Raw genomic sequence first — 14,311 nt, forward strand, 5'->3', positions numbered from 1 at the left:
CCTGGGCACCCGCGCAGACGCCAGCGTCAGATGTGGTGTGCCGTGGTCGTCATGACCTTGGCGGCGGCCCGCATCAGGGCGCGGGCCGGTGCCGGCAGCACGGTGGCGCCTTCGGCCAGGGCCTGCGCGGCATGGCGCTCCTCGTCGTCCTTCATGCGCGCCACCACGGCGCGCGAGGCCAGGTCCTCAGCAGGCAGGCGTGCCAGGTGCCTCTGTAGGTGGGCGGCCACCTGATTCTCGGTTTCTGCCACAAAGCCCAGGCTGACCTGGTCGCTGACCTTGGCCGCCACGAGGCCCAGGGCGAATGCCCCCGCGAACCACAGGGGGTTGAGCACACTCGGCCGGGCGCCCAGGGCGTCCAGCCGCTCCTGGGTCCAGGCCAGGTGGTCGGTTTCTTCCCGTGCCGCCGCGAGCAGGTGCTGGCGCAGCGGTTCATCGCGGGTGACGGCTGCCTGGGCGGTGTAGAGCGCCTGCGCACAGACTTCGCCCACGTGGTTGACGCGCATCAGCGACCCCGTCAGCTTCCGCTGTGCCGGGGTCAGTGCGGCCTCGGCATGTGCGGCGGCGGGGGATGCCTGCGATGCGCGGGGTGTTGCAAAAAGGGTGCGCAATGCGTTGTCGGCGGCGGTCAGGAAGGCGTCCATGGCGGGTGTGAGGGGAGGATGGATGTGGAAACAGGTGTTGCATATGGACACAAATGCCGCCATGCCAAAAAACGGCCGGAAGGCACTTTGCTGGTGCACAGGTGGGGGATTTTGCCGGGGTGCACTGAAATGTTGCAACACTGCAACGAAATCTCCCTTTCGGGCCAATTGTGGGTGAATTCCTTTGCGAAACGGGTCGGGCTCTGGTGCAATAAGAACAACTTCCCCACCAGGAGGTTGGCCCGGGGAACCGGCGGGACTGAGCAGGTGCAAGGCACTCCTAGACCCCCCGTACCGGCGCCCTATGTTTAACCTTGGAGTAACTCGCAATGAAAAAATCCCTGATTGCCCTGGCTGTGCTGGCTGCTTCCGGCGCTGCAATGGCTCAATCGTCCGTGACGCTGTTCGGCGTGGTTGACGCAACCTACGCCTACGGCAACGGCAGCGTGGCCAACCGTTCGCAACTGACGAACTCCGGCTACAACAGCAGCCGTCTGGGTTTCCGCGGCGTTGAAGATCTGGGCGGTGGCCTGTCTGCTTCGTTCTGGCTGGAAGCCGGCCTGACCAACGACGACGGCCGTGGCGGTTCGACCAACACCAACAACCAAACCACCGGTGCTAACGGTTCCGGCGGCCTGGTGTTCAACCGTCGTTCGACGGTCAGCCTGAACGGCGGCTTCGGTGAAGTGCGTCTGGGCCGTGACTACACCCCACAATTCTGGAACCTGACCGTGTTCGATCCGTTCGGCACGAACGGTGTTGGCACGACCCAAACGCTGAACTCCAGCCTGGGTGGCCCAACCACCATCCGCGCTTCGAACGCCATTGGCTACTTCCTGCCAGGCAACCTGGGCGGTTTCTACGGCCAAGTGCAGTACTACATGGGTGAAAACCTGAGCAACGTTGCCAACAAGAAGGACGGCAATGGTCTGGCTCTGCGTGCTGGCTGGGCCAACGGCCCCCTGAACGTGGCTGGTGCCCTGTCGCAAACGAAGTACCTGAACGCAGACATCAAGGCTGCGAACATCGGTATCCAGTACGACTTCGGCATTGCCAAGGCGATGGCTCACGTGAACCGCGACGACATCAAGAACGGCAACGAAGGTACCGGCTGGCTGATCGGCGCTCTGGTTCCAGTGGGCGCTGGCGAAATCCGCGTTTCGTACTCCACGTACGAAATCGATGTTGCCAACGCAGCTGACCCACGTAGCAACAAGTTTGCTCTGGGCTACGTGCACAACCTGTCGAAGCGCACCGCTGTGTACGCTACCGCAGCTGCTGTGAAGAACAAGAACGGCGCCGCTCAAGCTCTGAACGGTTCCGTGACTGCAGCTGGCCGCAACTCCAGCGGTTACGACTTCGGTATTCGCCACAGCTTCTGATATTGACGGTTGGCTATATGCCAGCCATCAATGGATGAATACAAAAAAGCCGCCTTCGGGCGGCTTTTTTTATTTCCGACGCTCATTGTTTTTATTGCGCGCCGCCATCGATTGGCAAATGGGTTGCACTGGTCGGGCATTTTGAATGGGCCGACAAGTATCTCCCCTGGCCACGTGGCGCAAGGGTGATTGCGCGGGTGGAGGGTGGCTTGTGCAGGGGGGGCGGTGGCGGCCTTGCCTCGGCCCGGCAGAGCGGAAACCCCCAAGCCGTGGGCTGCCGTGGTGCAAATGCCCGGATCCAGGCCCTGCAAGGCCTGCCGACCGATCACCCAGTGGTCGTGAAGGGCGGCATGGGGCTGGCACCTTACTTGCATGCCAATGGGCTTCACCGGGGCACAAATAGTCCCTCGCGAGGGGGCGGGATTCAGGGATTTCCCGTTGGCCGATGGCCGCTATTTACTGCATAGTAAAACTTTTACATTGTTGAAGAGGTTTCATGAAACTCAATCTCAGCCTGCTGTCGATTGCCGCAGCTGCCGCCATGCTGATGGCCACGGGAGCGCATGCCAAACCATTCAAATGGGCGAGCCAGGGCGAAATCGCTACGTGGGATATTCATTCCCAAAACAATGCATTGCAAAACGGCATCCATGCCAATGTGTATGAAAGCCTGGTGTACTACAACAGCAAGACTTTCGAGGTGGAGCCCGTTCTGGCAACCGCCTGGAAGGAAGTGACCCCCACGCAGGTGCGTTTCACGCTGCGCCAGGGCGTCAAGTTCCATGATGGCTCGGCGTTCACTGCCGACGATGCCGTGTACTCGCTGCAGCGGGCCATGGCCAAGACCTCCAACTTCACACCCTACGTGCAGGGCATCAGCAAGGTCAACAAGGTCGATGCACAGACCGTTGACATCATCTTGTCGGCTCCCAACCCCGTGCTGCTGCGCCAGATGACCGAGTTGCGCATGATGAGCAAGGCCTGGGCCGAAAAGAACAAGTCCGTGGAACCCAAGGACATCAAGGGCACGGACGAGAATTTTGCCCACCGCAATGCCATGGGCACGGGCCCCTACACGCTCGACTCCTGGCAGCCCGACGTGAAGATGGTGTTCAAGCGCAACCCCAACTGGTGGGGCAAGATGGACGGCAACGTGACGGAGATCGTCTACACCCCCATCAAGTCGGCTGCTACCCGCATCGCCGCGCTGCTCTCGGGTGAGGTGGACATGGTGCTCGACCCCGCACCCCAGGACCTGGGCCGCCTGCGCCAGGACACCAACCTGAAGGTGATCGACGGCCTCGAAAACCGCACCATCTTCCTGGGCATGGACCAGTTCCGCGAAGAGCTGCCCGGCTCCAACATCAAGGGCAAGAACCCGCTCAAGGATGTCAAGGTGCGCAAGGCGCTGTACCAGGCCATCGACACGGCCGCGCTGGAGCGCGTCACCCTGCGCGGCCTGGGCAAGCCCACCGGCACGCTCGTGGCACCGCAGGTGGCAGGCTACACCGAAGCCGTGGGCAAGCGCTTCCCCTACAGCGTCGATGCCTCCAAGAAGCTGCTGGCAGAAGCCGGCTACCCCGATGGCTTCGAGGTGGACTTTGCCTGCCCCAACAACCGCTACATCAACGACGAAGCCATCTGCCAGGCCGTGACCGCCATGTGGTCGCGCATCGGCGTGAAGGCCAAGCTGCGCACGCTGCCGCTGGTGACCTATTTCCCCATGATCCAGCGCTACGAAGCCAGCATCTACATGCTCGGCTGGGGCGTGCCGACCTTCGACGCGCTGTACAGCCTGCAATCGCTGGTGCGCACCGTGGGCCAGGGCGGTGACGGCAACTACAACGTGGGCCGCTACAGCAACCAGCGCATGGACTACCTGGTGGACCGCATCAAGGCCGAGACCGATGCCCCCGTGCGCACCCGCATGCTGACCGAGGCGCTGCAACTGTCCAACGACACCGTCTCGCACATTCCCCTGTATGACCAGGTGATCCCATGGGCCATGAAGAAGAACATCGAGGTCGTCCACCGCGCCGATAACCGCGTGGACATGCGTACGGTCAAGGTGAACTGATCTATCCTTGCAGAGGGAGGGCAAGGGCCTCAGGGGCCTTTGCTCTCCCTGGTTTTTTTCGACACGATCCCCACGAGCGCCCCGCCACCAAAAGTGGCCAAGGCGTCCCATCGAATACACACTCGACTCTCTGATGCTTGCCTTTATTTTGCGCCGCCTGATCCAGGCCGTGATCGTCATGGTCGCCGTGGCCTTCATCTCCTTCATGCTGTTCCAGTACGTCGGAGACCCCGTGGTGTTCTTGCTGGGCCAGGACGCAACCCCCGACCAGATCCGAGAATTGCGCGTGGCGCTGGGCCTGGACAAACCTTTCTTCGTGCAGTTCGGCCACTTCCTCGTGAATGCGGCCCAGGGCGAATTCGGCCTGAGCCTGCGCCAGGGCGCCAAGGTCTCGCGCCTGATCGCCGAGCGCTTTCCCGCCACGCTGGAGCTGTCGCTGGTAGCGGCCGTGATGGCCCTGGCGATCGGCGTGCCCATGGGCGTGTACGCGGCCTTGAAGCGCGGCACCTTCACCAGCCAGCTGTTCATGACGCTGTCGCTGCTGGGCGTCTCGCTGCCCACCTTCCTGATCGGCATCCTGCTGATCCTGGTGTTTGCCGTGCACCTGGGCTGGTTCCCGAGCTTCGGTCGTGGCGAGGTGGTGCAGATGGGCTGGTGGAGCACTGGCCTGCTCAAGGCCAAGGGCTGGCACCACATCGTCCTGCCGGCGGTGACGCTGGCGATCTTCCAGCTCACGCTGATCATGCGCCTCGTGCGCGCGGAAATGCTGGAGGTGCTGCGCACCGACTACATCAAATTCGCGCGCGCGCGCGGCCTGTCCAACCGGGCCATCCACTTCGGCCATGCGCTCAAGAACACGCTGGTGCCCGTGATGACCATCACCGGCCTGCAGCTGGGTGGCCTGATCGCCTTTGCCATCATCACCGAGACCGTGTTCCAGTGGCCTGGCATGGGCCTCTTGTTCATCCAGGCCGTGACCTTTGCCGACATCCCCGTGATGGCCGCCTACCTGTGCCTGATTGCCCTGATCTTCGTGGTCATCAACCTGGTGGTCGATCTGCTGTACTTCGCGGTCGACCCGCGTCTGCGCGTGGGCAAGGCGGGAGGCCATTGAAATGCAAGTGCCTCGACTCAAGGCGGGCGGCCGTGCCTTTGCGCACATCGCCCAGTTCCATCCGGAGCTGACGGCCCTGCGCCGCGACCTGCACGCGCACCCCGAACTGGGCTTCGAAGAGGTCTACACCGGTGCCCGGGTCAAGGAGGCGCTCAAGGTCTGCGGCGTGGACGAGATCCACGACGGCATCGGCCGCACCGGGCTGGTGGCGGTGATCCGCGGGCGCAGCACGGCCAGCGGCTCCATGGTGGGCCTGCGTGCCGACATGGACGCGCTGCCGCTCACCGAGCACAACGACTTTTCCTGGAAGTCCTGCAAGCAGGGCCTGATGCACGGCTGCGGCCACGACGGCCACACAGCCATGCTGGTGGGCGCCGCCCGCTACCTTGCCGAAACCCGCAATTTCGACGGCAAGGCCGTGCTGGTGTTCCAGCCCGGCGAGGAAGGCTTTGCCGGCGCCCGCGTGATGATGGAAGACGGCCTGTTCGAGCGCTTTCCCGTGCAGTCGATCTTCGCCATGCACAACTGGCCGGCCATGGCGCCCGGCACGGTGGGCCTGAACTCTGGCGCCATGATGGCGGCGGCCGACCGCATCACCATCGAGATCACCGGCCGCGGCGGCCATGGCGCGCACGCCTACCAGACGGTGGACGTGATGCTGGTGGCCGCACACATCATCACCGCCGCGCAGACCATCGTCTCGCGCAACGTGCGCCCGCTCGATGGCGCGGTGGTCAGCCTGTGCGCCATGCAGGCCGGTGACCTCGGGGCCTTCAGCGTGCTGCCGGGCTCTGCCACGCTGGTGGGCACCGTGCGCACCTTCAATCCGCTGGTGCAGGAGATGGTCGAAAAGCGCCTCAAGGAGCTGTGCAGCGCGATTGCGCTGGGCTTCGGCGCCACGGCCACCGTGCACTACGAACGCATCTACCCGGCCACCATCAATTCCGAGGACGAGGCGCTCTTCGCCGGCAACGTCGCCGAATCGCTGCTGGGCGCGGACCATGTTGTCCGCGACCTGGAGCCCAGCATGGGCGCCGAGGACTTCTCCTTCATGCTGCAGGACAAACCCGGGGCCTACCTGCGCATAGGGCAGGGCACGGGCGCCAGCGGCAGCGCGCTGCACAACAGCCGCTACGACTTCAACGACGACATCCTGCCGCTGGGCTCGGCACTGCATGCCAGCCTGATCGAGCAGGCCATGCCCCTGCCCACGCTCTGACGTAGCAGCAGGTGCTGGCGCCTTTTTCCCCTTGTACCGCCACCCCCCTTTCACCCACCAGGAGCATTGCATGACATTCCAGAAAAAAATCGCCATGACGGCCTTGTTTGCCGCGCTGGCTGCATCCAGCGTGGTGTCCCATGCGCAGACCATCCGCGTGGCCAACCAGGGCGACTCGCTGTCCATGGACCCGCATTCGCTCAACGAATCGCTGCAGCTGAGCGTCACCGGCAATGTGTATGAGCCGCTGGTCGGCCGCAACAAGGACCTGAGCCTGGCCCCGGCCCTGGCCACCAGCTGGAAGCAGACCTCCCCCACCGTGTGGCGCTTCGAGCTGCGCAAGGGCGTGCAATTCCATGACGGCACCCCCTTCACGGCCGACGATGTGCTGTTCAGCTTCGCCCGCACCCAGGTCGAAGGCTCGGACATGAAGAGCTACACCAACGACTTCAAGGAAGTGCGCAAGATCGACGACCACACCGTCGAGATCGAAACCAAAAGCCCCTTCCCCATCCTGCCCGACGTTGTCTCGCTGGTGTACATGATGAGCAAGAAGTGGTGCGAGACCAACCAGGCCACCGTCCCCGTGGACCGCCGCAAGGGTGTCGAGAACGCCGCATCGTTCAAGGCCAACGGCACGGGTCCCTTCCGCCTGCGCGAGCGCCAGCCCAACGTGCGTTCGGTGTTCACGCGCAACGGCAGTTACTGGGGCAAGATCGAAGGCAACGCCACCGAAGTGGTGTTCACCCCTATCGGCAACGATGCCACCCGCGTGGCGGCCTTGCTGTCGGGCGAAGTGGACGTGATGGAGCCGGTACCCGTGCAGGACATCGACCGCGTCAACACCAGCGCCAACACCCGCGCCATCACCGGCCCCGAGCTGCGCACCATCTTCCTGGGCATGGACCAGAAGCGCGACGAGCTGCTGTATTCCAACGTCAAGGGCAAGAACCCCTTCAAGGACAAGCGCGTGCGCCAGGCCTTCTACCAGGCCATTGACATCGAAGGCATCAAGAAGACCGTGATGCGTGGTGCGTCCAACCCGTCCGCATTGCTGGTGGGCCCCGGCATCAACGGCTTCCAGCCCGATGCCAAGCGTCTGCCCTACGACGTGGAAGCCGCCAAGAAGCTCATGGCCGAAGCCGGCTATCCCAACGGCTTCGAAGTGTCGATGAACTGCCCCAACGACCGCTACGTGAACGACGGCCGCATCTGCCAGACCGTGGCTGCCAACCTCTCGCGCATCAACGTCAAGATCAACCTGCAGGCCGAGACCAAGGGCACCTACTTCCCCAAGATCCTGCGCCGCGACACCAGCTTTTACATGCTGGGCTGGACGCCTGCCACCTACGACTCGCACAACGCCCTCAATGCGCTGGTGGCCTGCGTGGACGACAAGGGCACGGGCCAGTTCAACCTGGGCTCGTACTGCAACCCCAAGGTGGACGAGCTGACCAAGAAGATCCAGTCTGAGACCGACAAGACCAAGCGCAACGCCATGATCAAGGAAGCCTTCGACATCCATGCCGCCGACGTGGGCACGCTGCCCCTGCACCAGCAGGCGCTGGCCTGGGGCGTGAGCAAGAAGGTCACGCTGGTCCAACTGGCCGACAACTTCATGCCCTTCAAGTGGATGAGCATCAAGTAAGCCCGCTGCAGTTGACCGAGTTAGTGAGTTAGTTAGAGACGGACATTTCAGCAGACAGCCACCACGACCGCTACCCGCGCCGTGCGTGCTGTCTGCCCACTGGTTTCCCACAATGAAAACAACCCTTGCCCGCTGGTTTGACAGCGACGTTGGCTACAGCTTTCGCACATCGCCAATGGCCATCGTTGCGGCAGTGATCGCCCTGATATGCCTGTTCTGCTCCCTGTTTGCAGGATGGGTCGCCCCCCACAACCCCTTTGACCTGGCGACGCTGGAACTCGGCGACGCCCGGTTGCCCCCCGCCTGGATCGCGGAGGGCTCCATGAAATACCCCCTGGGCACCGACGACCAGGGGCGCGACATCCTCTCGGCGCTGATCTACGGCGCCCGCATCTCCCTGGTGGTGGGCTTCGCCTCGGTGCTGCTGTCGGTGGTCGTCGGCGTGGCCTTCGGCCTGCTGGCCGGCTTTCGCGGTGGCTGGATCGACGCGGTGCTCATGCGCCTGTGCGACGTGATGCTGTCCTTCCCCGCCATCCTGGTGGCGCTCTTGATCGCAGGCGTCGGCCGGGCGCTGTTCCCCAACGCGCACGAGTCGCTGGCCTTCGGGGTGCTCATCATCTCAATCTCGCTGACCGGCTGGGTGCAGTACGCGCGCACCGTGCGCGGCTCCACCCTGGTCGAGCGCAACAAGGAATACGTGCAGGCTGCCCGCGTGACGGGGGTCTCTTCGCTGCGCATCATGCGCAAGCACGTGCTGCCCAACGTCATGGGGCCGGTGATGGTGCTCGCCACCATCCAGGTGGCCACCGCCATCATCACCGAGGCCACGCTGTCCTTTCTGGGCGTGGGCGCCCCGCCCACCTCGCCATCGCTGGGTACGCTGATTCGCATCGGCAACGATTACCTGTTTTCCGGTGAGTGGTGGATCACGGTGTTCCCCGGCGCCATGCTGGTGCTGATCGCTTTGTCCGTGAACCTGCTGGGCGACTGGTTGCGTGACGCACTCAACCCCCGCTTGCGCTGAGCCAGAAAAAAGAAAAGCGATATTCCCATGAGTCTTCTAGAAGTCAAAAACCTCGTTGTCGAATTCCCGAGCCGCCGCGGTACCCTGCGCGCCCTGGACGACATCTCCTTTTCCATTGCGCCCGGCGAGATCCTGGGCGTGGTGGGAGAGTCCGGCGCGGGCAAGTCGCTCACCGGCGCGGCCATCATCGGCCTGCTCGAACCGCCGGGCCGCGTGGCCTCCGGCCAGATCCTGCTGGAGGGCCAGCGCATCGACAACCTCAGCAACGACCAGATGCGGCACATCCGGGGGCGGCGCATCGGCGCCATCTTCCAGGACCCGCTGACCTCGCTGAACCCGCTGTACACCGTGGGCCGCCAGCTCACCGAGACCATCCTCGCCCACCTGCCCGTGAATGCCGCCGAGGCGCGCCAGCGCGCCATCGCGCTGCTGCAGGACACCGGCATCCCGGCTGCGGCCGAGCGCATTGACCACTACCCGCACCAGTTCTCGGGCGGCATGCGCCAGCGCGTGGTGATCGCCCTGGCCCTGGCGGCCGAGCCCAAGCTCATCGTCGCCGACGAGCCGACCACGGCCCTGGACGTTTCCATCCAGGCGCAGATCATCACGCTGCTCAAGAACATCTGCAAATCGCGCGGTGCCGCCGTCATGCTGATCACGCATGACATGGGCGTGATCGCCGAGACCTGCGACCGCGTGGCCGTGCTGTACGCCGGCCGCGTGGCCGAGATCGGCCCCGTGCACGATGTCATCAACAAGCCCTCCCACCCCTATACCAGCGGCCTGATGGCCTCCATCCCCGACATGGCGGTGGACCGTGAACGCCTGAACCAGATCGACGGAGCCATGCCCCGCCTCAACGCCATCCCCAAGGGCTGCGCCTACAACCCGCGCTGCCCCAAGACCTTCGACCGCTGCATGGTCGACCGCCCCGACCTGATGCCTGCCGGTTCCACCCGTGCGGCCTGCTGGCTGCACGCCCCTGCCACGGCGGAGGTGTCCGCATGAGCGCCGTGCCTTCCACCACCGCAAGCCCCGGCAAGCCGCTCGTGCAGGCGCACGACCTGGCCAAGACCTTCGACGTCTCCGCCCCCTGGCTCAACCGCATGATCGAGCGCAAGCCGCGCACCCTGCTGCATGCGGTGGACGGCGTGAGCTTCGAGATCGAAAAGGGCAAGACCCTGGCCCTGGTGGGCGAGTCGGGCTGCGGCAAGAGCACCGTGGCCCGCCTGCTGGTGGGCCTGTATGAGCCCACGCGCGGTGGCCTCACCTTCGACAACCAGGACGCCCACGCCGCGTTCAAGGGCAACGATGCGCGCGCCATGCGCCGGCGCATCCAGATGATCTTCCAGGACCCCTACGCCAGCCTGAACCCGCGCTGGCTGGTCGAGGACATCATTGGCGAGCCGCTGCGCGAGCACGGCCTGATCACCGACAAGGCCGAGCTCAAGCAGCGCGTGGGCGAGTTGCTGAAGTCGGTGGGCCTGTCGCCGCTGGACATGGTCAAGTACCCGCACCAGTTCTCGGGCGGGCAGCGCCAGCGCATCTCGATTGCGCGCGCCCTGGCCACCGAGCCCGAGTTCCTGGTGTGCGACGAGCCCACTTCGGCGCTCGACGTGTCGGTGCAGGCGCAGGTGCTCAACATCATGAAGGACCTGCAGCGCGAGCGCCACCTGACCTACCTGTTCATCTCGCACAACCTGGCCGTGGTGCGCCACGTGAGCGACCAGGTCGGCGTGATGTACCTGGGCCGCCTGGTGGAGCTGGCCGACAAGCACACCTTGTTCGACCACCCGCGCCACCCGTATACGCGCATGCTGCTCGACGCCATCCCCAAGATGCACGACACCGGCAAGGCGCGCACCCCCGTGCAGGGCGAGGTGCCCAACCCGCTCAATCCGCCACCCGGCTGTGCCTTCAACCCGCGCTGCCCGCATGTGAACGACCGCTGCCGCACCGAGCGCCCCCAGTTGCTGAACATCGGCGGCATCCGCATTGCCTGCCATGCGGTGGAAGAGGGGCGCATCCAGTAAGTGCTGGCACGCCGTGCCGGTGAATCAAAGGGCTTCTTCGGGAGCCCTTTCCAATGCAGGCCCGCTCCTGCGGTGCCGGTCTTTCAGGACCGCCCGGGTTGTGCAATCAGGTGCTCGCGCAGCGTGGCCAGAATCTCGTCGGACAGGGCTGGCCGCCCGGCGGCCGTGGCGCGCGCCAGCGCCAGGCCGCCGACCATGGTGGCCAGTATCTGCATGGCGCGCGCCCGGCCTTCGGCACTGGGCTCGCCGTGTTCCAGGCCCTCGAGCATGCGCGCGAAGCGGTCGATGTTGCGCTCGATCCCCTGCGCGAACACTTCGGACAATTCGCCCCCGGCCCGTGCAGCGTCCACCGCCAGCGCTGCAGCGGGGCAGCCCTCGCCCGGGTGGTCGCGGTGCTGCGGTGAGAGGTAGCTTGTCACCCGCGCGGCCAGGCCCGCGTCACCGCTGCCCATGTCCTTTTCCATGCCGTCCAGCGGTGTGATCGTCCAGTCGAAGGCACGTGCGCAGGCCTCGCGCACCAGCGCGTCCTTGTTCTCGAAGTGGCGGTACAGGCCGCCGTGGGTCAGGCCCGCATCGCGCGTGATGTCGGCCACTCCCACGCCCGACAGGCCATGCTCGCGGTACAGGCGCGCCGCTGCATCCAGGATGCCCTGGCGGTTTTCTGCGGCCCGCGCCTTCGAGACTTTCATGGTGGAAACCTCTTTTTGATGATGGTCGTACGCAAAATGCGCCAACACACTTATGATGACGCCCGCAATCATAAATGCGTGGCCTGCGCCGCGCACTGAAAGGGTAAGCGATGGTGAATGAACTCAAGGGAACCCAGGAACCGGGCCAGGGCATGCGCCTGCCGCGTGTGGTGATCACGGGCATGGGCCTGGTCTCGCCCCTCGGAGTAGGGGTGGAACTGGCCTGGCGCCGCCTGCTGGCAGGGGCCTCGGGCCTGCGCCGCCTGCCCGATGCGGTGGTGGAGGGGCTGGCGGCCAAGGTCGGTGGCGCGGTGCCCACGAAGGAGCAGGACCCCGAAGGCGGCTGGGACCCCGATACCGTCGCTAGCTCCAAGGACCAGCGCAAGATGGACCGCTTTATCCCCTTCGCCCTGGGCGCCGCACAGCAGGCTCTGGCGCAGGCCGGCTGGGCGCCGACAGGAGAGCGCGAGCAGCAGCGCACGGCCACCGTGATCGCCTCGGGCATAGGGGGCTTCGGTGCCATTGCCGAGGCCGTGCGCACCACCGACACGCGCGGTCCGCAGCGCCTGTCGCCGTTCACCATACCGTCCTTCCTGGTCAACCTGGCGGCCGGCCAGGTCTCCATACGCCATGGGCTCAAAGGGCCCATCGGTGCCCCCGTGACGGCCTGCGCGGCCAGCGTGCAGGCCATTGGCGACGCCGCACGCATGATCCGCTGCGGCGAGGCCGACATTGCCGTCTGCGGTGGCACCGAGGCCACCATCGACCGCGTGAGCCTGGGCGGCTTCGCTGCGGCCAAGGCGCTGTCCACCGGCTTCGCGGAGCATCCCGAGCAGGCCTCGCGCCCCTTCGATGCGGGCCGCGATGGCTTCGTGATGGGCGAGGGCGCGGGTATGCTGGTGATCGAATCGCTGGAGCATGCGCTGGCGCGCGGCGCCACGCCGCTGGCCGAGGTCGTGGGCTATGGCACCTCGGCCGACGCCCACCACATCACCTCCGGCCCGGAGGACGGCGATGGCGCGCGGCGCGCGATGGAGATCGCGCTGGCCCAGGCGGGCCTGGCGGCCAGCGAGGTGCAGCACCTCAACGCCCATGCCACCTCCACCTACGTGGGCGACCGGGGCGAGCTCGCTGCCATCCGGCGCGTGTTCGGCACCGGCAAATCGGTAGCCATCGCCTCCACCAAGGCGGCCACGGGCCACCTGCTCGGCGCAGCCGGCGCCGTGGCGGCCATCTTCACCACATTGGCCTTGCGCGACCAGATCGTCCCCGGCACGCTGAACCTGGAGCAGCCCGATGAACTGGCCGAGGGGCTGGACATGGTGGCCCTCAAGAGCCGCCCGATGGCGCTGGAGCATGCCATGCTCAATGGCTTTGGTTTTGGTGGTGTGAACGCGACGCTGGTACTCAAGCGCTGGGCACCGGCCGCTGCGTAAGAGAAGGAAGTGCTACGCGTAACGTTTGGCGCGCAGGTTCTCTTTCATCTGCTGCAGGATGGGTTGCAGCGGCGCGCCGATGCGCAGGGCCACGCAGGTGGCCAGCACGTCGATGATGAGCAGGTGCATGAGCCGCGACACCATGGGGCTGTAGCGGTCGTAGCCCTCGGGGTGGTCGGCGGCCAGGTGGATCTGGCAGGTGCTGGCCAGTGGCGAGCCGCTGGCCGTGATGGCGATGGTGGTGGCGCCGTTCTTGCGCGCGATGTCGGCCGAATCCATCAGGTCGCGCGTACGGCCCGAGTTGGAGATGATCACCAGGCAGTCACCCGGGCCGAGCAGGGTGGCGCTCATCACCTGCATGTGGCCGTCGCTGGTGGCGATGGACGTCACGCCCAGCCGAAAGAACTTGTGCTGCGCATCCTGGGCCACGATGCCCGAATTGCCCACGCCATAGAACTCGATGCGCCGCCCCGTCTTCCAGGTGGCGGCGATGGCTTCCGCGGCGCGCTCCAGCGCCACGGTGCTGGCGGCATTGCGGTACTGCAAAAAGGCAGCCACGGCGTTGTCCACCACCTTCACCAGCACGTCGCCGGTCTTGTCGTCGGCATCCACGCTGCGGTGGATGAAGGGCACGCCCTCGCTCACGCTGCCCGCCAGCTTGAGCTTGAAGTCGGCCAAACCGTCATAGCCCATGCTGCGGCAAAAGCGCACCACCGTGGGCTTGCTCACATGGGCGCGCTCTGCCAGCTCGCGCACGGGCAGGCGCGCAAAGCTGCGCGGGTCGGCCAGCACGAGCTTGCCCACGCGCTGCTCGGCCGGGGCCAGGGAGGTCAGGGAGGCGGTGATGCGGTCCAGCATGTCAGCAGCCCCCGCGGCCACAGGCCGAACGGCGCCCGGTGCCGGAAGATCCGGCAAGGCGCCCAGGTGCGGTAGTTGGAGCGTGTGTGTTCATGAATGCCTGTGTGACAAGAATTGATGGTAACTGGGTTCCTTCAATTTTGGTAACTGCGGTTCAACCTCGGGATGTGAATCGCACTTCTCGTTA

Annotated in this window: 12 protein-coding genes; 9 read left to right on the top strand and 3 right to left on the bottom strand. The window is 65.3% G+C overall.

Annotated elements, in window-relative coordinates; genetic code table 11:
- Positions 1-26 precede the first annotated feature (26 nt).
- Positions 27-644, bottom strand: a complete 618-nt coding sequence (gene coq7, locus ACSQ3Y_RS06550) for a 2-polyprenyl-3-methyl-6-methoxy-1,4-benzoquinone monooxygenase (protein WP_436176792.1) — start codon at positions 642-644, stop codon at positions 27-29.
- Between the two features lie 329 nt (positions 645-973).
- On the opposite strand from coq7, the gene ACSQ3Y_RS06555 reads away from it, so the two are divergent.
- From ACSQ3Y_RS06555 to ACSQ3Y_RS06590, 8 genes are all read left to right on the top strand, one after another.
- A complete protein-coding gene (locus ACSQ3Y_RS06555) occupies positions 974-2,026 on the top strand; it encodes a porin (protein WP_436176793.1) in 1,053 nt (350 codons plus the stop codon).
- 496 nt (positions 2,027-2,522) lie between these two features.
- Entirely contained in the window at positions 2,523-4,103 is a 1,581-nt protein-coding gene (locus ACSQ3Y_RS06560; RefSeq protein WP_057266218.1) for an ABC transporter substrate-binding protein, read from the top strand.
- A 133-nt stretch (positions 4,104-4,236) separates the two neighbouring features.
- Positions 4,237-5,217, top strand: a complete 981-nt coding sequence (locus ACSQ3Y_RS06565) for an ABC transporter permease (protein WP_057200187.1) — start codon at positions 4,237-4,239, stop codon at positions 5,215-5,217.
- 1 nt (position 5,218) lies between these two features.
- Positions 5,219-6,436 carry a M20 aminoacylase family protein gene (locus tag ACSQ3Y_RS06570; RefSeq protein ID WP_057200188.1) on the top strand — a complete coding sequence of 406 codons (1,218 nt, stop codon included), beginning with the start codon at positions 5,219-5,221 and terminating at the stop codon, positions 6,434-6,436.
- 70 nt (positions 6,437-6,506) lie between these two features.
- The gene (locus ACSQ3Y_RS06575; protein ID WP_057200189.1) at positions 6,507-8,084 is read left to right on the top strand and encodes an ABC transporter substrate-binding protein; all 1,578 of its coding nucleotides are present in this window, start codon (positions 6,507-6,509) and stop codon (positions 8,082-8,084) included.
- A gap of 112 nt (positions 8,085-8,196) precedes the next feature.
- Entirely contained in the window at positions 8,197-9,108 is a 912-nt protein-coding gene (locus ACSQ3Y_RS06580) for an ABC transporter permease (RefSeq protein WP_007856606.1), read from the top strand.
- Between the two features lie 27 nt (positions 9,109-9,135).
- On the top strand, positions 9,136-10,116 hold the full coding sequence (locus ACSQ3Y_RS06585) for an ABC transporter ATP-binding protein (RefSeq protein WP_057200190.1): 981 nt from the start codon (positions 9,136-9,138) through the stop codon (positions 10,114-10,116).
- Positions 10,113-11,141, top strand: coding sequence for an ABC transporter ATP-binding protein (locus ACSQ3Y_RS06590; RefSeq protein WP_057200191.1), 1,029 nt, complete (start codon positions 10,113-10,115; stop codon positions 11,139-11,141). The genes ACSQ3Y_RS06585 and ACSQ3Y_RS06590 overlap by 4 nt, the downstream gene beginning before the upstream one ends.
- An 83-nt stretch (positions 11,142-11,224) precedes the next feature.
- On the opposite strand, the gene ACSQ3Y_RS06595 is transcribed toward ACSQ3Y_RS06590, so the two are convergent.
- A complete protein-coding gene (locus ACSQ3Y_RS06595) occupies positions 11,225-11,830 on the bottom strand; it encodes a TetR/AcrR family transcriptional regulator (RefSeq protein WP_428002490.1) in 606 nt (201 codons plus the stop codon).
- Between the two features lie 110 nt (positions 11,831-11,940).
- On the opposite strand from ACSQ3Y_RS06595, the gene fabF reads away from it, so the two are divergent.
- On the top strand, positions 11,941-13,266 hold the full coding sequence (fabF, locus tag ACSQ3Y_RS06600) for a beta-ketoacyl-ACP synthase II (protein WP_200961063.1): 1,326 nt from the start codon (positions 11,941-11,943) through the stop codon (positions 13,264-13,266).
- A gap of 12 nt (positions 13,267-13,278) precedes the next feature.
- Here the strand turns inward: fabF and ACSQ3Y_RS06605 are convergent, their stop codons facing one another.
- Complete coding sequence (locus ACSQ3Y_RS06605; protein ID WP_057200264.1) at positions 13,279-14,124, bottom strand: MurR/RpiR family transcriptional regulator; 846 nt, start codon at positions 14,122-14,124, stop codon at positions 13,279-13,281.
- Positions 14,125-14,311 lie beyond the last annotated feature (187 nt).

Origin of the sequence: Acidovorax sp. LjRoot66 (assembly GCF_964253305.1) — a bacterium.
Taxonomy (GTDB): Bacteria; Pseudomonadota; Gammaproteobacteria; order Burkholderiales; family Burkholderiaceae_C; genus Acidovorax.

Bases quoted from the DNA above. Each gene is read 5' to 3' on its own strand.
- coq7 (WP_436176792.1), bottom strand. From the start codon at position 644: ATGGACGCCTTCCTGACCGCCGCCGACAACGCATTGCGCACCCTTTTT.
- ACSQ3Y_RS06555 (WP_436176793.1), top strand. From the start codon at position 974: ATGAAAAAATCCCTGATTGCCCTGGCTGTGCTGGCTGCTTCCGGCGCT.
- ACSQ3Y_RS06560 (WP_057266218.1), top strand. From the start codon at position 2,523: ATGAAACTCAATCTCAGCCTGCTGTCGATTGCCGCAGCTGCCGCCATG.
- ACSQ3Y_RS06565 (WP_057200187.1), top strand. From the start codon at position 4,237: ATGCTTGCCTTTATTTTGCGCCGCCTGATCCAGGCCGTGATCGTCATG.
- ACSQ3Y_RS06570 (WP_057200188.1), top strand. From the start codon at position 5,219: ATGCAAGTGCCTCGACTCAAGGCGGGCGGCCGTGCCTTTGCGCACATC.
- ACSQ3Y_RS06575 (WP_057200189.1), top strand. From the start codon at position 6,507: ATGACATTCCAGAAAAAAATCGCCATGACGGCCTTGTTTGCCGCGCTG.
- ACSQ3Y_RS06580 (WP_007856606.1), top strand. From the start codon at position 8,197: ATGAAAACAACCCTTGCCCGCTGGTTTGACAGCGACGTTGGCTACAGC.
- ACSQ3Y_RS06585 (WP_057200190.1), top strand. From the start codon at position 9,136: ATGAGTCTTCTAGAAGTCAAAAACCTCGTTGTCGAATTCCCGAGCCGC.
- ACSQ3Y_RS06590 (WP_057200191.1), top strand. From the start codon at position 10,113: ATGAGCGCCGTGCCTTCCACCACCGCAAGCCCCGGCAAGCCGCTCGTG.
- ACSQ3Y_RS06595 (WP_428002490.1), bottom strand. From the start codon at position 11,830: ATGAAAGTCTCGAAGGCGCGGGCCGCAGAAAACCGCCAGGGCATCCTG.
- fabF (WP_200961063.1), top strand. From the start codon at position 11,941: ATGGTGAATGAACTCAAGGGAACCCAGGAACCGGGCCAGGGCATGCGC.
- ACSQ3Y_RS06605 (WP_057200264.1), bottom strand. From the start codon at position 14,124: ATGCTGGACCGCATCACCGCCTCCCTGACCTCCCTGGCCCCGGCCGAG.